Annotated in this window: 11 protein-coding genes; 2 read left to right on the top strand and 9 right to left on the bottom strand. The window is 71.4% G+C overall.

Annotated features, from left to right (window positions below):
- Positions 1 to 18 precede the first annotated feature (18 nt).
- The 6 genes from K2224_RS17815 to K2224_RS17790 form a co-directional block, all read right to left on the bottom strand.
- Positions 19 to 6,528, bottom strand: coding sequence for a type I polyketide synthase (locus K2224_RS17815; protein WP_399018875.1), 6,510 nt, complete (start codon positions 6,526 to 6,528; stop codon positions 19 to 21).
- An 18-nt stretch (positions 6,529 to 6,546) separates the two neighbouring features.
- Complete coding sequence (locus tag K2224_RS17810) at positions 6,547 to 11,934, bottom strand: SDR family NAD(P)-dependent oxidoreductase (RefSeq protein WP_399020077.1); 5,388 nt, start codon at positions 11,932 to 11,934, stop codon at positions 6,547 to 6,549.
- Positions 11,935 to 12,107: 173 nt separating this feature from the next.
- Positions 12,108 to 13,037, bottom strand: a complete 930-nt coding sequence (locus K2224_RS17805) for an NAD(P)-binding domain-containing protein (protein WP_313904782.1) — start codon at positions 13,035 to 13,037, stop codon at positions 12,108 to 12,110.
- A 29-nt stretch (positions 13,038 to 13,066) separates the two neighbouring features.
- A complete protein-coding gene (locus K2224_RS17800; RefSeq protein WP_221907499.1) occupies positions 13,067 to 14,230 on the bottom strand; it encodes an acyltransferase in 1,164 nt (387 codons plus the stop codon).
- A 142-nt stretch (positions 14,231 to 14,372) separates the two neighbouring features.
- Positions 14,373 to 15,956, bottom strand: a complete 1,584-nt coding sequence (hutH, locus tag K2224_RS17795; protein ID WP_221907497.1) for a histidine ammonia-lyase — start codon at positions 15,954 to 15,956, stop codon at positions 14,373 to 14,375.
- 1,595 nt (positions 15,957 to 17,551) lie between these two features.
- On the bottom strand, positions 17,552 to 18,307 hold the full coding sequence (locus K2224_RS17790; RefSeq protein WP_260692746.1) for a helix-turn-helix transcriptional regulator: 756 nt from the start codon (positions 18,305 to 18,307) through the stop codon (positions 17,552 to 17,554).
- Between the two features lie 139 nt (positions 18,308 to 18,446).
- On the opposite strand from K2224_RS17790, the gene K2224_RS17785 reads away from it, so the two are divergent.
- On the top strand, positions 18,447 to 19,793 hold the full coding sequence (locus K2224_RS17785) for an MFS transporter (RefSeq protein WP_221907496.1): 1,347 nt from the start codon (positions 18,447 to 18,449) through the stop codon (positions 19,791 to 19,793).
- A 290-nt stretch (positions 19,794 to 20,083) separates the two neighbouring features.
- The gene (locus K2224_RS17780) at positions 20,084 to 20,500 is read left to right on the top strand and encodes an MFS transporter (RefSeq protein ID WP_221907494.1); all 417 of its coding nucleotides are present in this window, start codon (positions 20,084 to 20,086) and stop codon (positions 20,498 to 20,500) included.
- A gap of 348 nt (positions 20,501 to 20,848) precedes the next feature.
- Here K2224_RS17780 and K2224_RS17775 read toward each other — a convergent pair whose 3' ends face one another.
- The 3 genes from K2224_RS17775 to K2224_RS17765 all read right to left on the bottom strand — a co-directional run bounded on the left by K2224_RS17775 (position 20,849) and on the right by K2224_RS17765 (position 22,960).
- Positions 20,849 to 21,058, bottom strand: coding sequence for a hypothetical protein (locus tag K2224_RS17775; protein WP_221907492.1), 210 nt, complete (start codon positions 21,056 to 21,058; stop codon positions 20,849 to 20,851).
- A gap of 312 nt (positions 21,059 to 21,370) precedes the next feature.
- The gene (locus K2224_RS17770) at positions 21,371 to 21,790 is read right to left on the bottom strand and encodes a hypothetical protein (RefSeq protein ID WP_221907491.1); all 420 of its coding nucleotides are present in this window, start codon (positions 21,788 to 21,790) and stop codon (positions 21,371 to 21,373) included.
- Positions 21,791 to 22,048: 258 nt separating this feature from the next.
- Positions 22,049 to 22,960 (bottom strand): serine protease, encoded by a 912-nt coding sequence (locus K2224_RS17765; protein ID WP_260692745.1) that lies wholly within the window; start codon positions 22,958 to 22,960, stop codon positions 22,049 to 22,051.
- Positions 22,961 to 22,986 lie beyond the last annotated feature (26 nt).

Raw genomic sequence — 22,986 nt, 5'->3', positions numbered from 1 at the left:
CGCAACGCAGCACGTCTGTCATGGCCGGGCACCGCCGTTCCGCGGCGCCGGCAGATATCCGGACCCGACGAAGAAGTCCACGAACCGCTCGAAGAGGTTCTTGTCGATGGGCGGGCACTGGATTCCGGTACCGGCCAGCGCCCGCTCCGTCTCCGTCACATCCATCGCGGGGGCGGCGTTCCGGCCCTCGGCGATCAGCAGCAGCGTGTCGAGCAGGGGGCGGACGGCGTTGTCGGGGTCCGCCAGCACCCGCTCCCGCCAGGCGTCCGGACTCATCTCGCGCAGCGGATACCCGAACGCCCGCAGGTGCTCCAGGAACTCGGCGTACCCGGCGTCTCCCTTGTTGTACAGATGGAACGTCCGGCTCGCGCCGTCGGGCTGCTGGGAGAGCGCCACGACGGCCGCGCTGACGTAGTCCACCGGCACCATGTGGACGGACCCGGACAGCCCGGCGGGCGCCCCGCCCGCCTGGATCATTCCCTTGAGGCTCAGCCAGACGAAGTCACGGGTCTGGCAGGCACCGTTGACCTGGTCGCCGCAGACGACGTCCGCGCGGTACACCGAGACCGGAAGCCCGCGCTCCCGCGCGATGTGGATGATCTGTTCGGCCACCCACTTGCTCTGCCGGTAGCCGGTGGACAGCGCCTCCGGGGGGCCGGTCGGGTCGGTCTCCTTGAGCGGTGTGCCCCCGCCGGCGGCGGCGTCGGGGAACACCCCGGTGCTCGACACATGGTGCACCGGGACGGTCCGGTGCCGGGCCGCCAGCCGCAGCACGTCACGGAGTCCGGCGACGTTGGCCGCCGCGAGGTCGTGGTAGGACCACAGCCAGTTGACCGCCGCCCCGGCGTGGTAGACGACGTCGACGCGGCGCGCCAGGTCGTCGAAGTCGGCCTCGGCCAGGCCCAGCCCCGGCGCCGCGAGGTCACCGACGACCACGGAGAGGCGATCCGGGTCGATCTCGTCCCAGACCTGATACCACGTCAGTTCCGTGCGCAGTCGCTGCACCGCGTGCGGCCGGTCGGTGCCGCGCACCAGGCAGTGCACCCGGGCCGTGGTCGACCGCATCAGGTCGCGCAGGAGGAACGCGCCGAGGAACCCGGTGGCGCCGGTCAGCAGGATCTCCCGCGGGTCGACGGCCACTTGGGAGACTTCCTCGGCCGGTTGCACGTCGTCGGGGAGGTGCACCTCGGCGTGGAAGTCCGTCGTGGGACGTGCGGGCGCCGGGTCGTCGGCCGCGGCGCCGAGCAGCTCGGCGCAGAGGTGCTCGGCCAGTGCGGCCGGTGTGGGGTGCTCGAAGACCACGGAGGCCGGCAGCCGGACACCGGTCGCGGCGGCGAGCCGGTTGCGGAGTTCGACCGAGGTGAGCGAGTCGAATCCCAGGTCGGCGAGGAGCCGGTCCGTTCCGACGGCGCTCGTGTCGGGATGGCCGAGCACCAGCGCGACCTGGTCGCGGACGAAGTCCAGGGCGGCCTCCTGCCGCCGTTCCTCCGGCAGGCCCGACAGGCGTTCGGTGAGCGACTCCGTCGCGGCGAGTGACTCCTGCACGGTGGGCCGGGCCGCGGTACGCGCCAAGTCGCCGAAAACCAGGGGTACTTGGTCGTTTCGGGCGCGCAGTGCGGGTACGTGCAGGGGCGTGGCCACCAGTGCCGCCCGCTCCAGGCGCAGCGCGGCGTCCATCAGCCCGGGGCCGTCGTCCTCGGTGACCGCGAGCAGTCCGGAGCGGGCGATCCGCTTCAGATCGGCCTCGCCCAGGTGCCCGCCCATGCCGCCGGTGTTCGCCCACAGGCCCCAGGCCAGCGAGGTCGCGGGCAGCCCCAGTCCGGCGCGGTGTTCGGCCAGGGCGTCGAGGAACGTGTTGGCCGCGGCGTAGTTGGCCTGTCCGGAACCGCCCAGGACACCGGCGATGGAGGAGAACAGGACGAAGGCGGACAGATCGTGGCCGAGGGTGAGTTGGTGCAGGTTCCAGGCCGCGTCCACCTTGGGGCGCAGCACGCCCGCCAGCCGGTCGGGCCCCAGGGCCGCGATCATCCCGTCGTCGAGCACGCCGGCGGTGTGCACGATCCCGGTGAGCGGGTGGTCGACGGGGACGGTCGCCAGCAACCGGGCGAGCGCGTCCCGGTCGGCGACGTCGCAGGCGGCGACCGTCACCTGGGCGCCGAGCCCGGCCAGTTCGTCGACCAGGTCGGCCGCGCCGGGAGCGTCCGGACCGCGGCGGCTGACGAGCATCAGGTGGGACACACCGTGCGCGCGGACGAGGTGCCGGGCGAAGAGCGCGCCGAGCGCGCCGGTGCCGCCGGTGATCAGGACGGTGCCGCCGGGGCGCCACGGTCCGGACGCCGGCCGGTCCGACGCCGGTCCGGCGGACGCCGGCGCGAGCCGGGTCAGGCGGGGCACGAACACCGTGCCGCCCCGGACCGCGGCCTGCGGTTCGCCGGACGCCAGGACCGCGGGCAGGGCCGCCATCGACGCCGGGTCGTCGTCCAGGTCGACCAGGACGATCCGGCCGGGCATCTCCGACTGCGCCGAGCGCAGCAGACCCCAGACCGGTGCGGCGACGAGGTCACGGACCCCCTCGCGGCGGTCGGCGCCCCGGCCGGTGGACACCGCGCCCCTGGTCACCACGACCAGCGGGGTGTCGCCCGCACGGTCGTCGGCCGGCCAGGACTGCGCGAGCGTCAACGCCCGCTGCGCGGCGTCCCGTGCCCGCGCCGCCACGTCGCCGCCCGGCGGGAACACGAAGGGGGCGAGCACCGCGTCGAGGGCGGCCGCGGAGTCCAGCGCCGCCGCCGCGTCGTCGAACCGCGGGCAGCCCGCGAGGTCGAGGCGGCCGCCGTCGGTGTCCAGCAGCGCCCACGCGGTGCGGTCGGTGCGGTGCCGCAGGGCGACCGGGTTCCAGGCGACCTGGAACAGCGAGTCGTGGGGACGTGCGCGTGCCGCGCCGATCTCGTCCCGCTCGACCGGGCGGACGACGACGGCGTCGACGGACGCGACCGGCCGACCGGAGGGGGCGACGAGCTGCACCGTCAGCGAGCCGTCGGGGCCGGGAGCGATCCGGACGCGGACCGCGGAGGCGCCGACCGCGTGCAGACGGACTCCACGCCACCGCACGGCGGCGCCGGGCCGCCCGACGAGGACCGCGCAGTGCAGCGCGGCGTCCAGCAGCGCGGGATGCAGTCCGAAGCCGTCGACCGCGGTGTCCGGGGCCAGCGCGACCTCGGCGAACACCTCGCCGCCACGGCGCCAGACCGCCGACGGGCCCGGACCCGCCGGACCGGCGGCGAAGCCGGCCGCCGCCCGGAGTTCGCGCACCCGGTCGACGCTCACCTCCTCGGCGGCCGCGGGCGGCCAGGCACCCAGGTCGAACGGAGCCTCCCGGCCGCCACGGCTCAACGTGCCCTCGGCACAGGCGGTCCATGCCGGGTGGTCCTCATGACCACCGGTGTGCACGGTGAACGGCCGTCGGCCGGCCGGGTCCGGGGGGCCGACGGCGATCTGGACCCGGACGCGCGTCCCCTCGGGCAGCGCGGTCTGCCGCCGCACCACCAGCTCGTCCACGACGGTGCAGCCCAGCTCGTCGCCCGCCCGGATCACCATGTCGAGCAGCGCGGAGGCCGGGAGCACCGGGGCGCCGAACAGGACGTGCCCGGCGAGCCACGGGGCCGAACGTGAGGACAGCAGGCCGGTGAAGACCACCTCGTCGCGGCCGGCGAGGTCGACCGCCGCGCCCAGCAGCGGGTGGTCGGCCGCCCGCAGGCCGGCTCCGGCCGCTCCTGCCGCTCCCGCCGCGGCGGTGGCGGGCTCCAGCCAGTACCGCCTGCTCTGGAAGGCGTAGGTCGGCAGTGCCACCCGCCGGGGCTTCGACGCGGCGAAGAACGCCTGCCAGTCGACGCGGACGCCGGCGGTCCACAACCGGCCCAGGGCCGTGACGACGTCACGGTGCTCGGACTGCGCGGCCCGTACGGCCGGCACCGACACGACCGGTCCGCCGTCGGCGACGCAGTCGTCGACCAGCGCCGACAGCACCGGTGCCGGACCCACCTCCACCATGGTGGTCACGTTCCGCTCGGCCAGGCCGCGGACCGCGTCGAGGAAGCGGACCGGCTGCCGTACCTGGTCGATCCAGTACTCCGGGGAGCACAGCTCCGCTTCGTTGGCGATCCGGCCGGTGACCGTCGACATGAGGGGGATGCTCGGTGCGTTCAGGGTCACCTGCCGCACCACCTGGCCGAACTCCGCCAGCATCGGGGCCATATGGGGGGAGTGGAAGGCGTGGCTGACCGCCAGCCGGGCGGCCTTGCGGCCCCAGGACCGCACGGTGGCCGCGATCTCGCCGACCACGTCCTGGTCGCCGGAGACCACCGTCGACGACGGGCCGTTGATCGCGGCGATGCCCACCTGCCCGCCGCCGGCGATCAGGGGCAGCACCTCGTCGGCGGTGGCCTGCAGCGCCACCATCGCCCCGCCCGCGGGCAGTTGCTGCATCAGCCTGCCCCGGGCGGCGACCACCGTCGCGGCGTCCGCCAACGACAGCACGCCCGCCACATGGGCGGCGGCCAGCTCGCCGATCGAATGGCCGGCGAGGAAGTCGGGCCGCACACCCCACGATTCCAGCAGCCGGAACAGTGCGACCTCGAACGCGAACAGCGCGGGCTGGGCGTACCCGGTCTCCCGCAGCCGGTCGCCGGCGGCGACGACCTCGCGCAACGGGCGGTCCAGGAGCGGGTCGATCCGGGCGCACACCGCGTCGAACGCCTCGGCGAACACCGGGAACTCCCGGTGCAGTTCCCGGCCCATCGCCATGCGTTGGGCCCCCTGGCCGGTGAACAGGAAGCCCACCTTGCCCGCGCCCGCCCCGACGCGCGACGCCGCGGTGCCGGAGTCGTCCCGGGCGAACGAGCGCAGACCGGCCAGCAGCGACTCCCGGTCCGTACCCACCACCACCGCCCGGTGGTCCAACGCCGCACGCGTGGTCGCCAACGAGTAGGCGACATCCACCGGGGACAGCCCGGGGTCCTGCTCGACGGCGGAAAGGAGGCGGTCCGCCTGGGCGCGCACGGCCCGCGCGGACTTGGCCGACAGCAGCCACGGCACGGCCGGCAGCGGCGCCCCGGCACCGGACTCCTCGGCCTCCTCCGCCGCGGGCGCCTGCTCCAGGATCACATGCGCGTTGGTGCCGCTCACCCCGAACGCCGACACCGCGGCCCGCCGTGGCCGGTCCGTACGCGGCCAGGGCCGCTGCTCGGTGAGCAGTTCGACCGCGCCCGCCGACCAGTCGACCAGCGGCGTCGGCCGGTCGACGTGCAGTGTCCTGGGCAGCACGCCGTGCCGGATCGCCTGGATCATCTTGATCACCCCGCCCACCCCGGCCGCGGCGACCGCGTGCCCGATGTTGGACTTCAACGAGCCCACCCACAACGGGCGTTCCGGCGGGTGCGCCGCGCCGTAGGTGGCCAGCAGTGCCTGGGCCTCGATGGGGTCGCCGAGCCGGGTGCCGGTACCGTGCGCCTCGACCGCGTCCACGTCGGACGCGTCCAGCCTGGCATCGGCCAGTGCCCGGCGGATCAGGCGCTCCTGGGACGGGCCGCTGGGCGCGGTGAGCCCGTTGGAGGCGCCGTCCTGGTTGACCGCCGACGCGCGCAGGACGGCGAGCACCCGGTGCCCGTTGCGCCGGGCGTCGGAGAGCCGCTCCACCAGTACCAGGCCCACGCCCTCCGACCAGCCGGTGCCGTCGGCGGCGGCCGCGAAGGACTTGCACCGGCCGTCGGCGGCCAGGCCGCGTTGCCTGGAGAAGTCGACGTACCCGCCCGGGGTCCCACTGATCGTCACGCCGCCGGCCAGCGCCAGCGCCGACTCGCCGCGGCGCAGCGACTCCGCCGCGAGATGCAGGGCGACCAGCGACGACGAACACGCGGTGTCCACCGTGACCGCGGGGCCCTCGAAGCCGAACGAGTAGGAGACCCGACCGGACGCGACGCTGCCGAGCTTGCCGGTCAGCAGGTACCCCTCCAACTCCTCGGGCCCCTCCAGCCCCAGATAACTCTGGTCCACGGCCCCGACGAAGACGCCGACGCCGGCGCCCTTCAGCGCGGTCGGATCGATGCCCGCCTGCTCGAACGTCTCCCAGGCGGTCTCCAGCAGCACCCGCTGCTGGGGGTCCATCGAGAGCGCCTCACGCGGGGAGACGCCGAAGAACTCGGCGTCGAACTCGGCCGCCCCGTCCAGGAATCCGCCCTCGCGGGTGTAGGACGTGCCCGGCGTGTCCGGGTCGGCGTCGTACAGGCCGTCCAGGTCCCACCCGCGGTCGGCCGGGAACTCCGAGACGGCGTCGCGGCCGTCGGCGACCAACCGCCACAGGTCGTCGGCCGACGACACCCCGCCGGGAAAACGGCAGGCCATGCCCACGATGGCGATCGGCTCCCGCCTACCGGACTCCAGTTCCGCAATGCGGTGGCGGGCTTTCTGCAGATCGGCCGTGACCCACTTCAGATAGTCGGCCAGTTTCTTCTCGTCTGCCATGTGGCAACTCACATCTTCCGGGACGGCAGGTCAGGACGTTCGGGTGTCGGCGCGGCCGAGCTCGTTGTCGATGAAGTCGAGGAGTTCCGCGGTCGAGGCGGGCTCGAAGGTGTCCACCGGACCGGTGTCGCCGGGCGCCGCCCGGGTCTCCATCCAGCGCGACAGGAGGGTCTGTAGCCGTACGGTGATCGCGTCGTGGGCGCCGTCGTGGTCGGCCGCCGTCGCGAGGACCTCCTCCAGCCTGTCCAGTTCGGCCAGGACCGGGGAGCGCGACGACCCGTCGTCGGGGACGACCGTGGCGAGCAGGAACTCGGTGAGGGCCGCCGGAGTCGGATGGTCGAACACGGCGGTGGCCGGCAGGCGGACCCCGGCGGCGGCGCCCAGCCGGTTGCGCAGCTCGACGGCGGTGAGCGAGTCGAACCCCAGCTCCTGGAACGGCCGCTGCGGATCGACGGTGGCCGGATCGCGCAGACCGAGCACGACGGCGACCTCGGCGCGGACCAGGTCGAGGACGAACTCCTGCCGCTCGGCGCCGGCCATCCCGGACAGCCTTCGGCACAGCGGCACTTCAGCGGCGGCGACGGTCCGCGCCGTGCGGCGTCCCGCCGTCGGGACCAGCGCACGGAGCAACGGCGGAACCCGGTTTCCGGCCCGCACGGCCGCCAGATCGAACGGTGTGGCGGTCAGGGCGGGCCGCTCGCCGCTGAGCGCGGCGTCGAACAGCCGCAGACCGTCCGCCACGCCTACGGGCAGGAACCCGTCGCGGGCGAAGCGGGCCCGGTCGACGTCGTGCAGCCCCGCGTTGATCCCGCCCTCGACCTCCCACAGCCCCCATGCCAGCGACGTCGCCGGCAGACCGTGCGCCCGGCGGTGGTGGGCCAGCCCGTCCAGGAACGCGCCGGCGGCGGCGTAGTTCGCCTGACCGGGACCGCCGAACACGCCGACGACCGAGGAGAACAGCACGAACGCCGACAGGTCGCCCCCATGGGTCAGGTCGTGCAGATGCCAGGCGGCATCGACCTTGGGCCGCAGCACCGCCGCCACCTGGTCGGGGGTCATCGCCGGCAGCAGGGCGTTGTCCAGCACGCCCGCGGCGTGCACGATCCCGGTCAGCGGGTGCTCCGCGGGCACCTCGGCGAGCAGCGCGGCCAGGGCGGCCCGGTCGGCGACGTCGCAGGCGACGATCCGTACGTGCGCGCCGAGTTCGGTGAGTTCGGCGCGCAGCCGGTCGGCCCCCGCGGCCTGGTCGCCGCGGCGGCCGGCCAGGAACAGGTGACGGACGCCGTGCTCGACGACCAGGTGACGGGCGACGGCGGCCCCGAGCGCACCGGTGCCTCCGGTGATCAGCACCGTGCCGCCCGGCCGCCACGCCCGGGCCGGCCCGCCGTCCGCGGGGGAGGGGGCGACCCGGTGCAGCCGCGGGACCAGGATCCGGCCTTCCCGGATGGCGGCCTGCGGCTCGTCCGTGGCGAGGACCGAGGACAGCGATGCCGGGTCGATGTGCGGGGCGTCGGTGTCCACAAGCACGATCCGGCCGGGATTCTCCGCCTGGGCCGAGCGGACCAGCCCCAGGGCTGCGGCCGTGTCGAGGGCGGGGACCTCGTCGTCGCCCGCCGCCACCGCGCCCCTGGTGACGATCACCAGCCGGGTGTCCGTCATCCGGTCGTCGGCCAGCCATTCCTGTAGCACGGCCAGGGACCGGAGCACCGTCCCGTGCACCGCGTCGACGACGACGTCGCGGTCCGCCCCGGAGTCCGGGTGGACCACCAGGACCTGCGGGGACGCACCGGACTCGATCGCCCGGCCGAGGGCGGCGAGGTCCTCGTAGTGCGGGATGCCGGGGTCCTCGCCGGGGACCCGGCCCACCGCCGCCAGGTCCATGGGCGCGGGCGTCTGCCGTGCCGCGAGGGCGGTCCAGGTGAGGTGGTGGAGCGCGCGGAGGGGCCCGGGTGCGCCGACCAGGTCCGCGGGCGTCAGGTCACGTGAGAGGGCCGACTCGACGGTCGCCAGCGGCACCCCGTCGAGGTCCGTCAGCAGCACGGACACCGCGTTCCCACCGGTCGGGGTGAGCAGGGCGCGCACGGCGGTGGCTCCGGGGGTGCCGGGGGTGTGCAAGCGCACCCCGCGCCACTCGACGGCATCGCGCGGCCGGGCCGCGGCCCCGGCGCCCTCGGCCACCGCCAGGGCGGTGTGCAGGAGCAGTGGATGCAGGCCGAAGTCCGCGATGCCCGCGGAGAACTGCTCCGGCAGCCGGATCTCGACGGCATCGGCGAGATCCTCCGCCGTCGGAATCCCCGGCCCGGTAGGTGCGTCCTCCGCACGGAGGCCGCCGATCGCCAACCTCGTCCACTCGGCCGCTTCCCCCTCCGGCCGGGCGTGCACGGTGACCGGACGCCGTCCCGAGTCGTCCGGCGCGCCGACCCGGACCTGGAGCGGCACCTCACCGGCCTCGGGCACGGCGAGCAGGGCGGACACGGTCAGTTGGTCCACGACCGGACTGCCCACTTCGCCACCCGCCCTGATCACCATGTCGACCAGCGCGGACGTCGGCAGTACGACGGTGTCGGAGTGCATGTGCTCGGCCAGCCAGGGCTGGGCCCGAAGCGAGACCCGACCGGTGAACAGCACCTCGTCGGCGCCGGCCACCGCGACCGCCGCCCCGAGCAGCGGATGGTCCGCGCCGCCGGACGCGGAGGGCGCGGACGCCGACGGCTCCAGCCAGTACCGCTCACGCTGGAACGGATAGGTCGGCAGATCCACCTGCCGTGCACCGGTGCCGGCGAAGAAGCCCGGCCAGTCGACGGCGACCCCGCGCGCATGCAGCAGGCCGAGCGCGTTGACCAGGGTGCGCGGCTCGGGGTGGTCCCGGCGCATGGCGGGGATCGCCACGGCCTGTTCGACGCCGGTCGCCGCCATCGCCGAGAGCACACCGTCGGGGCCCAGTTCCAGCAGCGTGGCCACGCCCTCGGATTCCAGGGCGCGCACCGCGTCGAGGAAGCGCACCGGGAGCCGGACCTGCTCCACCCAGTAGTCCGGCGTGGCCCACCGGTCCCCGGACTCGACCCGACCGGTCACCGTGGACACGATCCCGACCTTCGGCCGGTGGAAGGTCAGGCCCCGGACGATCGTCCGGAACTCCGCCAACATCGGGTCCATGCGCGGTGAGTGCGACGCATGGCTGATCGGCAGCCGCTTGGTCTGGCGGCCCCGCTCCCGCCAGACGGCCGCCACGGCCAGGACCGCGTCCTCGTCGCCCGAGACGACCACCGAGCGCGGGCCGTTGATCGTCGCGACCACCGCCCGGCCGGAACCGTCCAGCGTCGCGCGCACCTCTTCCTCCGTCGCCTCGACGGCGACCATCGCGCCGCCCTCGGGCAGCGCCCGCATCAACCGGCCGCGGGCGGTCACCATCGTGGCCGCGTCGGGCAGCGACAGCACGCCCGCGAGGTGCGCGGCGATCAGCTCACCGGTCGAGTGGCCGACGAGGAAGTCCGGGTGCACACCCCACGACTCGAACAGGCGGAACAGCGCGACCCCGACCGCGAACAGGGCCGCGAGGGTGTAGTCGATCTGGTCCAGCTCGTCGCCCGACTCGATCACCGAGCGCAGCGGACGCGGCAGATGCTCGTCCAGCGCCGCGCACACCTCGTCGAACGCCGCGGCGAAGACGGGGAACGACGCATGCAACTCCCGTGCCATGCCGATGCGTTGGGAGCCACCGCCGGTGAACATGAACGCGGTCAGACCCTCCTGCGGCATCCCGCGCAGGACGCCCGGCGCGTCGTCGGCCACCTCGGTCAGACCGCGCACCAGCTCGTCCCGGTCGGCCGCCACCACCACGGCGCGGTGCGCCAGCGCCGCACGGGTGGTCGCCAACGAGTACGCCACGTCCAGCGGGTCGGCGTCGCCGCGCTCGACGTCGCCGTGCCCGGCAGGCCGTTCGACGAGCAGTGACGCCACATTGCGGGCCTGGTCGCGTAGCGCCCCGGCGGACCTTGCCGACAGCACGTACGGCAGCAGCGGCGGCCGGGCGCCGGCGGCCGGCGCCGGGGCGGCCTCCTCGGCGGGCACCGGCGGTGCCTGCTCGACGATGATGTGCCCGTTGGTGCCGCTGAATCCGAACGAGGAGACGGCGGCGCGGCGGGGCCGGTCGGTGGACGGCCAGGCCCGGGCCCGGGTGAGCAGGGACAGCGCGCCGGTGTCCCAGTCGACGTGCGGAGTGGGGTCGTCGGCGTGCAGGGTGCGCGGCAGGACGCCGTGCCGCAGGGCCTGGACCATCTTGATCACGCCGCCGACGCCCGCCGCCGCCTGGGAGTGCCCGATGTTGGACTTCAGCGAGCCCAGCCAGATCTGCTGGCCGGCAGGACGGTTCCGGCCGTAGGTGGCCAGCAGGGCACGAGCCTCGATGGGATCGCCGAGCGGGGTGCCGGTGCCGTGTGCCTCGACCACGTCGATGTCGGTGGGGGACAGGCGGCCGTCGGCCAGTGCCTGGCGGATCACCCGTTCCTGAGCGGGGCCGTTGGGCGCACTGAGGCCGTTGCTGGCACCGTCCTGGTTGATCGCCGTCCCACTGAGCACGGCCAGCACCTGATGGCCGTTGCGGCGGGCGTCGGAGAGCCGCTCCAGCAGCAGCAGTCCGACGCCCTCGGCCCAGCCGGTGCCGTCGGCGGACGCGCCGAAGGACTTGCACCGGCCGTCGGGCGACAGCCCGCGCAGCCGGGAGAACTCGACGAAGGCCCTGGGGGTGGACATCACCGTCACACCACCGGCCAGCGCCAGTCCGCACTCGTCCCGACGCAACGCGGTCGCCGCCAGGTGCAGGGCGACCAACGACGAGGAGCACGCGGTGTCCACGGTGATGGCCGGGCCTTCCAGGCCGAAGACGTAGGCCAGCCGGCCCGAGGCGACACTGCCCGCGCTGCCGCTGGACAGATAGCCCTCGAACCCCTGGGGCGGCAGATACGGGCGCGAACCGTAGTCGTTGTACATCGCGCCGACGAACACGCCGGTCCGGCTGCCCCGCACCGCGTCGGGGACGATCCTCGCCCGTTCGAACGTCTCCCAGGCGGTCTCCAACAGCAGTCGCTGCTGGGGGTCGGAGGCCAGCGCCTCCCGCGGCGACATCCCGAAGAACTCCGGATCGAACAGGTCCGCGTCGTGCAGGAACCCGCCCTGCCTGGAATAGGACGTGCCCACGTGGTCGGGGTCCGGATCGAAGAGGTCGTCGAGGGACCATCCACGGTTGTCAGGGAAGGGCGACACCGCGTCGACACCGTCGGAGACCACCTGCCACAGCTGCTCCGGTGAGCTCACCCCACCGGGGTAGCGGCACGCCATCCCGACGATGGCGATCGGCTCACGGGCCCTCTCCTCGATTTCGTCGAGGCGCCGGCGGCTGTCCACGGCATCGGCGACCACCCGCTTGAGATACTGGCGGAGCTTGTCATCGTCGGCCATGTGAATACCACTCCCAGTCGCACGGTCCAATTCGCCGACTCGATATCAGGGCGAATGCTTGTGATGCTGTCTCTGGTTCCGAAGTGCCCGCGGAACCCGCGCGGTCGCAGCGCCGCGCGGTTCCCGGGACGAAGTCAGGCCGGCGGTCGCCTGAAGCACTCGATGATGCGTGCGTAACCGTCGCCCGCGTGCCCCTGGGCGATCGCCTTTTCCATGACCGCCCTGGCCTGTTCGGGCAGTTGACCGTCGATCCCTCTGGCCGCGCTCTCCGAGACGAGATACGCCGTCGCCGCCAGGTGCGTGGCGATGGTCGAGTCCTCGGCCGTGTAATCGCCCTGGTCGACCTGCTGTGCATATCCCGAGGCGAGCGATTGCAGGGTGCCGAACAGCATGTTCGCGTACGGGGCGAAATCCGTCGCCTTGATGTTCTCGGTGCCGACGAGCGCCAGCGCGTGCAGAAATCCGTTCAGGCTCGTCCACATGATGTCGAGCAGCGCGATGTCGTACAACGCGGGAATTCCGACGTCGGTGCCGAGGTGGGTGAGGCCCCCGCCCAGCCCGCTCAATGACCGACGGTGCTCGTCAAAGGTCTTCCGCGGTCCCGCACACAGAATGGCGGTGTCGGGCTCGCCGATGGTGTCCGGGACCGCCAGGAGCACCCCGTCCAGGTATTCCGCGCCGTGCTCGGCCGCCCACCGGGCCATGGCCCGGGCCTCGTCGGACGTCCCGGAGGTGAGGTTCACCAGCACCCGACCGGAGAGCGCATGGCTTACGGGGTCGAGAAGGTGCCGTACCGCCTCGTAGTCCCGGACGCAGACGACCGTGAGATCGCCGGCCGCAATGGCCTCGGCCACCGTGGCGGCCCGCTGCGCCCCCTTCGTGACGAGGGCTTCCGCCTTTTCGGGCGAACGGTTCCAGACCGTCGTCCGATGTCCGTGACGCAGGAACGCATCGGCCAGTGCGGAACCCATCAGCCCCAGACCGACGACCGTGACCGACGCCCGCTCATCCGGTGACGCCATGTCCGGCACGTCCTGGCCCGCCGACGGTGAGGATGCGCTCATCAGCGATTCCCCTTCCATGTCTTGTGAACTCACGCCTCTGATTGCATTTCGGTTTTGGACGGTGTCTCACGCCCGGGCAGCAGCGCTTCGACAAGCGGCTCCGGGACAACCGCTGTTTCTCGTCCGGTACGGGCTCCGGCTCGCCGCCGGCCGCTCAGCAGCCGCATCATCGGCAGTTCCACGCACCGGTACATCAGCACGGCGACGGTGAGCGCCGCGGCCAACAGCACTGCCGTGTAAAGGAGTTTCTGGAGTGCGCCCGCCGTATGTGACGGATCAAGGAGCTCATATCCGTTCTGAATCACCAGGAAGTGCGTCATATACAGCCCGAAGGTGACCCCGCCCAGCCATACGAGTACGCGGTTGCGAAGAAGAGTCGGCCCGCTCCGGACATCACTGTTGACGGCACCCAGCATGATCGCCGTGAAGGGGATGACGGTCAGAGCGGCAATGCTGAACAGCAGGGGCGCCCGCAGCTGGAAGGGCAACACGACCGCCAACGCCACGGCACCGTGCCACAGCCGGACGCCATGGGCACGCCCTTCCCTGACCAGCCTCGCCAGCAGCACACCGAGGAGGAACTCCGGCAGCCGGGCCAGCGGAAAGGCGTACACCAGCCACATCTGGTGCAGGGTGACCGGGAAATAGCCGAACGTCGGCTCCCCCTCCACGGCCGGCCGGAGAACGGTGACCAGCACCGGCACGAGCATGGTGGTCGCCATGGCTGCCGCCGCCCAGCGCCACAGGCGCGCCGCGGGGATCGCGTTGGCCAGGCGCACCAGGAGCGGGAAGACCACATAGAACGCGGCCTCGCAGCACAAGGACCAACTGACCGGATTGACCCCGGCATCCAGCAGGTTGAAGTGCGGCGACCAGGTCTGGACGAGAAGGGCGTTGGGGAGCCACTGCCGCACCGGCACGTCCTGGCCGAACGTCCAGAGCAGCAGGATCCCGCCCGCCAGGGCCACCAGGTGCGTGGGGTAGATCCTGGCCGCTCGGCCGCGCCAGAACGTGCGGGCGGAGGTGCCGGGCCGCCCCGACCAGGTGAGAACGAAACCGCTCAGCATGAAGAAGAGCGAGACGGCCGCAAAGCCCGGCCGGAGCAGAGCGGCGCTCTCCTGACCGTCGGCCCAGATGAGACTGGCGTGCTGGGCCACCACCAAACATGCGGCGACGAAGCGCAGACTGCTCAAGGAGGGGAGGTATGAAGCGGCTGCGGTGACCAATGTTCCTCCTTTCACCGCGGACGTATGTGTGCTGCCTGTTGGACTCCCCTGGCCGCCACACAGGCCAGGGGAGGGGAGGGATCGCGTACGTCGCCGACCCGGGGAGTCCCTACAGCGACCCGATCCCTGCCAGGCCGTTCCGCGGGGACCACGCGGCGGACAGGTCCTCCAGCAGCTCCGTCGCCCGTTGGACATCGATGTCGAGCGGACGGTCCGGGTCGATCGGCGGGACGATCTCGCTCAGTCGCTCCAGGGCGGAGCCGCACGTCGGAGCCGTTGCACCGCGGTCGGCGACGTAGGCGACCTGTCGCAGGGCGACGGCCAGGGCGCCGTGCAACCAGCGCAGCTTTCCGGCCTGCTCCAGCGCGGTGAGCGCGGCCTGTGTCCCCATCGGGACCACGTCCTGGTTGTGGCCGTTGGTGGGCAGGCTCTGATCGGAGACGGGCACGGCGGCCCGGCGCATCGCCACCACCGTCGCGGTCGCCGCCAACTGTAGGCCCACCACGCCGTGTTGACGCCCGGGGGCGCTGGCGAGCATCGGCGGCAGACCACCGGTGCGGTGGGTGTCCGTGAGCAGATCGAGCTGGCGCTCGGCGAGGTTGCCCAACTGGGCCGCGACGGTCGACATCGAATCGGCCGCGAAGGCCACCGGCTGGCTGAAGAAGTTGCCGCCGTGCGTGATGAGGTCGTCCTCGGCGAAGAACAGCGGGTTGTCGCTGATCCCGTTGAGGTCGTCACCGATCACCGACGAGGCGTAGTCGAGCGTGCCCGCGGCCGCGCCGATCAGCTGCGGGGTGCAGCGGATGCTGTACGGCTCCTGCAACGGCCGGGAGCCGGACTTGGTCGCCCCCTTCAGCAGGTCGCGCAGTCTGGCCCCGACCTCCACGGTGTGCCGGTGACCGAATGCCTCCATCAGCGGTGCGGCGGCGAATCCCGCGTCGCTGCCGAGCAGATCGGCCAGCAGAGCGGTGAGCACGATCGAGGTGTTCAGCGAGCGAGTGAGGCTGGCGAGGGCCAGTCCGCCGGCCGCGGCGGTCACCGACGTACCGTTGACCAGCGCCAACGCGTCACGCCCGGCCAGCTGAAGGGGTTCGAGGCCGGCTCTCTTCAGCGCCTCGGCGGCGGGTATGCGCGTCCCGTCCAGGTAGGCGTGTCCCTGCCCCTGCAAGGCACGCACGACATAGGTGAGCGGAATCAGGTCTCCGCTGGCGCCGACGGATCCCCACTGCGGCACGGCCGGGGTGAAGGGCGTCCGGAGCACGGCGGCCAACGCCTCCAGCGCGTCCGGCGAGATCGCCGAGCGCCCGTGCGTAAGGGACCACAGGCGGGCCAGCAGGGTGGCCCGCACCACCTCCGGCGGCAGGTCGGGGCCGTGACCGGCCTTCAGGAAATCCAACAGCCCGTTGCACTGCTCGGCCGCGGAAGAACGCCCCGCGAAATCGACCAACGACCCGAAGCCGGTGGTCATTCCGTAGATTTCTCGCCCCTCGGCGACACACGACTCCATGAACGTGTGGCACTCCGCGACGCGCTTCATCGCGGTCTCGGCGATGTCCACCTGTACCGGGCCCTGGGCGGCCACTTCGAGGTCGGCGGGCGTCAACCTGCCGGGGATCGTCACCACGGGCAGGTGCCCGTCGATTTCGGAACGCAGTCCTGCCGTCGCCTCATCGACCAACGAATAGTTCGTCATTGTGCTCCTTCGGATTCAGACAAGCCAGTCGACCGGCACGGGTACCGGCAAAGTGGAAGTGGAAGTCACGAATGCGGTCGCCGGCGCGCGGCCTGGGAACGATCGGCAGCGCGCTCGGGTATACCGCCGCCCGAAGACGGCAGCACAAACTCCGAATCAGGCTGCTGCGCAACCAGTACGCGCAACAATCCGGCGGCCGTGAAACGACCGTCGGCACTGCGCCGAGAAGTCCAGTGATCAGACCGCGGACCGGCAGCGTCCCGCCCTACCGGGCACAGTTTGCAGACACCGCCGTTGACGGCCTTTGGCTAATTACCCCGCAGCGAAGCCACACGCCCGGCCTTGGCGGAGGCACTCGGCGGATCGTGGGAAAGGCGACAGCCCCCGCTCACCACGGCGTGAGCGCCGTCAGCCATCACGCCCGTTCCCCGCTGCGCCGGGCACCGCACACGGGTCGAGGCCACTCCCAGGTGGAACAGGCCCGTGCGAACGCGATCCGGTTCGACGGCGAGAACGCGGTGCCCCCGCAGAGACAGCGGCGAGTGGAAGAGGCGAGCCCACATAGCCCTGTCCAATGACAGCCACACGTATGGTTCAGCCTCTCTGCGCAGGCGGGCGCTTGGCCGGCCGGGGTAACCGGCAACGATGCGCTCGCCAATTGGGTGCTGGCACGGGGTCGTGCGACGCCAGCTCATCGACGGAAGGAACCTAACCACAGCAAGGCAGGCCGACAGCGCCTTCTGGACATGGCCGACTCGCCCACCACCGACCTGAGCTGAATGGCAGAAACCAAACTCCCGACGGAGCACGACACGCCCCCTGTGACCACGGGTACGAGGGCACGGAGGACACCAGCATTCACCTCCACCTCCCCGCTCCGCCGGAGTCGATCCGCTCCTCACCGGACGCCACGCGTGAAAACCGCACCGAAACGTGTCCGGCATCACTTCCCGGCCGGCCTGGCCGGAAAGCGCCAACAGCATCGTGTTTCACTGAGTAACGAGAGGGATACCGCGGGTCGAGCACAAGCCATGGCAATGACCGAAAGGCATATGACGCCAGACGAGGCGCACGACCATTTCCGCACCGCGCCGCAATAGAACGCCCCGGAGAGCGCCCCGGAAACGAAAAAGTACAACGCGATACGACCGGGAACCCCGCGCTGCCTGGCGCGAAGGAACGCGCGGCATGCCGGTTCCGCCAAGCGCTCCGACGATGCCGTGGCCGCGGTCGACTCGCATGTCGTGGATGACGCCGGCCGGCCACGGAGTGAGGCACGTCACAGCGGAAGGCGTCACAGTTGCGGCCCCTGCGGGGTCTCTCCGGAGAACAGTTCACCCGGGCACTTGCCAAGCCGGTCGTCGCCCACGTCTTCGGCAGGATCCTCGATGCCGCAGACACAGCACTCACGGCCGCCCCGGCCAACCACCGCTGAGCGAACCGCTCGTCCGCTCCCCAACGAGCCCGCATCACGATCTGCGCTCAACTGGCAAGCAGAAAACGCCCGGCGTTCGTGGCGCCGGACCCCGTCGCGTTGCCTGGCACGATGGCACATCAGCCATGCCTGGCATGCCAGGAAAGCTCGGTGCCTCGAACTACCCACCCCGCAAGTCGTGTTGGTAACTGCCGGGAGTTTGCCCGATGGCCGAGGTGAAGGCGTGGATGAAGGTGCTGGGGTTGGACCACCCGCAGGCATGAGCCGTGGTGGTGACGGTGTGCCCCTCCGAGAGCAGAACCAGGGCGTGATGAAGGCGCAGTTGGGTGCGCCATTGATGAAAGCTCATGCCCAGTTCGTCGTGGAACAGCCGGCTGAGGGTGCGTTCGCTGGCGCCCACGGCCTGGCCGAGCGTCGCCAGTGGAGCGGTGTTGGCGGGGTCGCCATGGAGCAGGCGGGCCAGGGCCCGTAGGCGGTCGTCCTGGGGCTCGGGCAGGTGCAGAGGTTGCTCCGAGGACGTGCTGACTTCCTCGACGAGGACAGCGCGTAACCGCGTGCGGGTGGCCGGGCGATAGGAGCGGCTGCCGGTGAGCGCCAGCAGGACTTCCCGGGCCAGTCCGGAAACGGCAAGTACGGCGGGCCGGTTGGGAAGGGCGTGGGCCAGGGAGGGCGCGATGAACACGATGCGCATGTCGGTACGCCCATGGGCCTGGTGCTGGTGCACGGTCCGGGCCGGGGTCCAGGCGGCTCGGTTGGCGGGGCAGATCCACCTGCCCCGCTGGGTTGTGACCGACAGGATGCCGCTGGCGGCATAGACGAGGTGTCCGCGCTCGTGCTGGTGAGGGGGACTGATGTCGCCGTGGGTCAGGTCGTGGGAGATCCACCCTGCTCTGGGCATATGGCGGGCTACGAGCATGACGTGGCAGCCTATCGGTAGCCCGCAAGGCACCGCATCGGTGAGATTGTGCTCCATGTCTGCACACCTCCGCCTACCACCGACCACCGCGATCCGGGACACCTTGACGGGCCCTTCGGGGCGGCGCCGCCGACTGGCGGTGCTGGGGATCTGCGGTCTGACCCTGTTCATGACCTACCTGGACAACACCATCCTCAACGTCGCGTTGCCCGCGATCCAGACCAGCCTGGCCTGCGATCTGACCGCACTGCAGTGGGTGATGGATGCCTACCTGTCGGTACTCGGCAGCCTGCTCCTGCTGGCCGGTTCCATCGGCGACCGGTTGGGCCGACGTCGACTGTTCCTGTTCGGAGTGCTGGTCTTCACCATCGGGTCGGCGCTGTGCAGCATGGCCGTGAACCTGGAAACGCTGATCGCGGCACGGGTGGTTCAGGCCATCGGAGGGGCCGCGCTGACACCGACTTCGCTGTCGATCGTGCGCGACGTCTTCCGTGACCCCGGCGAGCGGGACCGGGCGCTGGGAGTGTGGAGTGGGATCTTCGGCATAGCCACCGCGTGTGGGCCACTGGCCGGTGGACTGCTCGTGAGTGCCGCGGGCTGGCGCTCGGTGTTCTGGGTCAACATCCCGCTCGGCCTGGCCACGTTGATGCTCGCGCATCGGTTCGTACCCGAATCCCGCGCATCCCGACCCCGCCGGGCGGACCCGTTCGGACAGGGCTTGATGATCGTGTTCCTGGCCACGGTGACCTACACCCTTGTCCAGGGGCCCCGGGACGGATGGGCCAGACCGTCGATCGTGACTGGTTTCGTGCTCGCTGCCGCCGCACTCATCGCTTTCGTCGTGGTCGAGCTGCGGCAGCGCGAACCGTTGCTGGACCTGCGGTACTTCCGCAACCTTCCGTTCACCGGCGCGAACGTGATCGCTCTGCTGGCGTTCGTGGCGCTGGCCGGGTTCCTGCTCGTCAACACCCTGTACCTGCAGCAGGAGCGGGGATTGTCCGCCCTGACCGCCGGAGTGGCCCTGCTGCCGGCCACGGTGGCGATCGCCGCCGGAGGACCACTGGGCGGCTGGTTGGTGGCCCGGTACGGGCCCTGCCCGCCAATGACTGCCGCCGGACTCCTCATCACGGCGGGCAGCGCCATGCTGCTCCGGGTGGGCTCCACCACCTCCTACGCCGGGATCGCGGCCGCCTACGTGCTGCTGGGCACCGGACTCGGCCTGGTGAACCCACCGATCACCAGCACTGCCGTGAGCGCCATGCCGGCAAACCAGGCAGGAGTCGCCTCGGCAGTCGCCGCCACCGCGCGTCAGTTCGGCAACGCCCTGGGCGTTGCCGTCCTGGGAGGGTTTCTGGCCGTCGGGCCCGGGCCATCCGCAGCTCCTCATCACCTCGGCAACGCCACGCACCTCCCGTGGGCGTTCCTCTGCCTCGACGGTCTGGCAGTGACAGCCGTCGCGTTGTTCACCACCAGGCGGCGTCACTGAACTTGCGGGCAGTCTCCTCCCGGTGTGCAGCAGGTGGGCGGCCCACTGCTGGAACTTGTGAGTGGGGCGGGCCGGACTCTGGAGGAGGAGCACCACAACGCCGCTCGCCTGCACCGGGAAGCACCACTACTGACAACCGGATGCGCCGTGTGCGGATTCCCGGTTTCGCCGTGACATTCCCCCAACGTCAGGAGCCTTCTCGGCATAGCTCTCATCTGCGCATGCTCCACCCTTCGCTTCCTGCGCACCCCGATTTCGGCACGGCACGATCGACAGGTATCGGAGTACAGGTGAGTCACGCCCCCACCGCGTCAACCGCCACCATCTCCGGGGAAAACGGCGACGCCAACTGGTCCTGGTCGGTGAGGAGAGGGCTGCTGCTGGAGTCCGGGCCCCAGCGGAAGCTGGCGCTGGCCGGTTTCGTCAATCAGCTTGGCACCGCGGCCTTCCTGGCGACCGTGCCGCTGTACGCCCTTCGGGAGATCCACCTGTCCATCGGGCAGGTCGGCCTCGGTCTCAGCATTGCGGCGGTGGTCGGACTGATCGCCGGTATCCCGGTAGGGCGCCTCGCCGACCGCCGCGGTCCGCGGGACATCTTTCTGGTCACGCTGCTGATCCAGGCTCTTTCCATGACATCGCTGCTGTTCGCCCACTCGTTCTGGGCGTTCGTCCTGGCAGTGACCGCGACCGACCTCGCAACGCGCTGACGTTCCTCGGCAGCGCCGCCGTACTGGTCACGCTGCCCAAGCTCGAACCCCTCGCGTCCCCCGCGAGGAGGGGCGTTGGATCGCGCTGACGGACAAGCCGTACGTGGCGTTCGTCGTGCTCGACGGCATCCTGTGGATCCAGGGTGAGGTGTTGTCGTTCGCGCTGCCGCTGGCCTGGGCGGGGGCGGGGCCCGGGAAAGCGGAAAGGCGCCAGTCCGGCCGGACTGGCGCCGCCTCGGCGGAGACACCCGCCGATGCCCCTACCTCAGCTCATGAACAGCGAAGGTTGTCCCGAAGCCGCAGGTCACGTAGGAGCCGACCCGCGGACGCAGGGAGCGAGCGAGGGTCTCAGCCGCCGATCGGGCCCAAGGGGATGTCCGAGACAGTCACGCTGAGGGACTTGATGGAGCCGCCGGTGAGGACGGGCACGCCATTGGGACCGGGCGCGAACTTGGCGGTCAGACCGTCCAGGGTGCCGCTGACGGACAGACCACCGGCGACGTTGTCGAGGTCGTCATCGGCTATCTCGCGGGTCTCAATGCCGGAGGTGTTGCTCATGGTGACGGGCGTCCTTCTTCTCAGTTGAGTCGCAATGCATGGCGCACCGCGAGCGGGGACCCTTGAACGAGCCCCGCCATGCGCCAGACTGCACGCTCGGGTGTGACGTGAAGCACGAAACGCCACTCCCTTCACTCACCGCACACGCCACGGCCTGAAGCGGAATGCCGACTTCACGTAGAACCTCGGATTGGTCGACGTCCGTGGGGCGTTGCCGGCGGAGGCGGAGCGGGATTTCTTCGCCGTGAACGAGCGTGGCCCGGAGGAGGGCGCCTCTCCTCCGGGCCGTTGCGCTGTGGGTGTGCGATCAGGTCAGCGCACGGTGACGACCACGTCGGAGGAGACGGCGTGGTCGGCGGCGACGCGGTAGACGGTGCGGCCCTTGTGCGTCGGCTTGAAGCGCAGCAGGTACTCGCCGTGCTTCTGGGTGGTGGCGGTGACCGGCAGGTTGACCCACCGGCGGTGGTCCTGCTGCTGGAGGCGGACCTTCGAGCCCGGACGGACGCCGGTCACCTTGCCGGTGATGCGGAGCTCCTGACCCACCCGGATGGTGTGCTTGTTCGCCGCCGCGGTCGCCGAGACGTGGGCACGCTTGGCGACCTTGTGGAGCGGGTGGTGAGCGACTGCCGCGAGGGCACCGGGCGCCGGGGCGGCGACGGCGGCCGCCGTGCTTCCGGTGATGGCCGCGGTGCTGAGGGCGGCTGCGACGGCGAGGCGATAGACACGCTTCATGATGTTGTCCTTAGGGCCTTACGGGTGCCTGGAGCGGCACCTCTCAGCCTGCTCAAACTCCCTGGGAGCAGGGGAAGTTGCGGGGTGGTTTCACCTTCACAGGAAACTCTTATGTCTTCGAGCTGCGACCGGAGCGGCCACTTGGTGCCGACTGCGCCCGTGAGGACATGCGACAAGCGCCTGACAATCCGCGCGCCCGCGGTGGCCCGCCCCAGGGGCGCCAAGAGGGGCGGCCTGGGCGTGTCTCAAGCGAATGTCTCAAGGCTGCGGTGTGTTCGAGGGGTGGCCGGCTGCCTGGCTCTCCTCGTTGACGGCCTTGTCGTAGAGGGACTTGATGGCGTCGTTGAAGTACGGGCTGTAGGAGGTGTCGTCGGTGTCGCCGCCGGTCTGGTAGCCGCCGATGACACCGATGACCTCGCCGGTACGGGTGGTGCGGTTGAAGTGGGTAAGCCAGGGGCTGCCGCTGGTCCCGCCGCTGTAGCCGGTGCAGTCCACCTTCATCTGGCCCGTTCGGAACTTCGTGGCCTTGTTCTCGCATGAGATGGGGTCCTGGCCGCTGGCCGGATAGCCGGTGATCCGCACGTTGTTGTCGTAACCGACGTCGTAGCCGAAGGTGTTGGCGCCCAGTACGTCGGCGATCCGCTTGCCGTCGAGTTTGCCGACGATGACGAACCCCACGTCGTATCCGGGGTCGGAGGACTGCGCCCAGTGGTCGTCCACGACCATCTTCGTGATCGGCCAGGTGCCGTTGGGTGTCTGGCCGTCACGGTAGCCGGGGACGAAGGCCAGATCCGTCTGGTAGCCGCCGCCCTTGCCGGTGTGAATGCAGTGCGCGGCGGTGATCACCACTGACTTGCCGGGGCTGTCCACGACGCTCCCGGTGCAGAAGTGGTCGCCGCTGCCGCCATGGCTGAACAGCGCGCCCACCCGGGCGTTGGACGTGGTCGGCGGCGGGGTGTGCGAGACCCCCGGCTCATGACGGAACGGCCGGGCGCTCCGCATCCGTTGCGCGGACCAGATGTTCGGGGACCCGGCGGCACCTGCCGGCGGTGAGGATGAGGGTCGCGTGGAGACCAGAGTGCCCATGGCCGGTACGTCGTCGGTGGCACATCCCGACAGGGCGGCCAGTCCGGCGAGCACGGTGACTGTTACAGCAGACCTGTGGCGCATGGTGGGATGGTAGGTGGATACCGCCC

Origin of the sequence: Streptomyces sp. BHT-5-2 (assembly GCF_019774615.1) — a bacterium.
Lineage (GTDB): Bacteria > Actinomycetota > Actinomycetes > Streptomycetales > Streptomycetaceae > Streptomyces.
This window is presented reverse-complemented; position numbering and strand designations above follow the sequence as displayed.

Excerpts from the sequence above, each read along its gene's own strand:
- K2224_RS17805 (WP_313904782.1), bottom strand. The coding sequence starts at position 13,037 with ATGAGCGCATCCTCACCGTCGGCGGGCCAGGACGTGCCGGACATGGCG.
- hutH (WP_221907497.1), bottom strand. The coding sequence starts at position 15,956 with ATGACGAACTATTCGTTGGTCGATGAGGCGACGGCAGGACTGCGTTCC.
- K2224_RS17790 (WP_260692746.1), bottom strand. The coding sequence starts at position 18,307 with ATGCTCGTAGCCCGCCATATGCCCAGAGCAGGGTGGATCTCCCACGAC.
- K2224_RS17775 (WP_221907492.1), bottom strand. The coding sequence starts at position 21,058 with ATGAGCAACACCTCCGGCATTGAGACCCGCGAGATAGCCGATGACGAC.
- K2224_RS17770 (WP_221907491.1), bottom strand. The coding sequence starts at position 21,790 with ATGAAGCGTGTCTATCGCCTCGCCGTCGCAGCCGCCCTCAGCACCGCG.
- K2224_RS17765 (WP_260692745.1), bottom strand. The coding sequence starts at position 22,960 with ATGCGCCACAGGTCTGCTGTAACAGTCACCGTGCTCGCCGGACTGGCC.